Source organism: Shewanella sp. SR44-3, from assembly GCF_014163735.1.
GTDB lineage: Bacteria > Pseudomonadota > Gammaproteobacteria > Enterobacterales > Shewanellaceae > Shewanella.
In genome coordinates, this window is record NZ_JACJDV010000124.1 from 1 (window position 1) to 375 (window position 375).

Annotated in this window: 1 rRNA gene; it reads left to right on the forward strand. The window is 40.8% G+C overall.

The window, feature by feature from the left end:
- Positions 1–7 precede the first annotated feature (7 nt).
- Positions 8–123, forward strand: a 5S ribosomal RNA gene (gene rrf / locus H5073_RS18110).
- Positions 124–375: the final 252 nt, after the last annotated feature.

The window sequence follows — 375 nt, forward strand, 5'->3', positions numbered from 1 at the left end:
AAATTTGTCTGGAAACCATAGAGCTGTGGCACCACCTGATCCCATTCCGAACTCAGAAGTGAAACACAGTATCGCCGATGGTAGTGTGGGGTCTCCCCATGCGAGAGTAGGTCATTTCCAGGCGCTAAATACATAAAAAAGCCATCTGAATAAGATGGCTTTTTTGTATTTTAATTTTTTAAAGCGAACACTTCGAGTTGTAACCATCCCTTATATAGATCATATTTTAAGAGAGTTTTCCTCATTTAATCGTAACCGTCTAGCGAACCACACCTCGCATCATTGATCTGACTATTTGAAAATACCTGCTCAATGATAAATTTGGAGCAGGTGATGAAAACATACAGAACAGCGGCACAGTGGCTCGGTTTACTT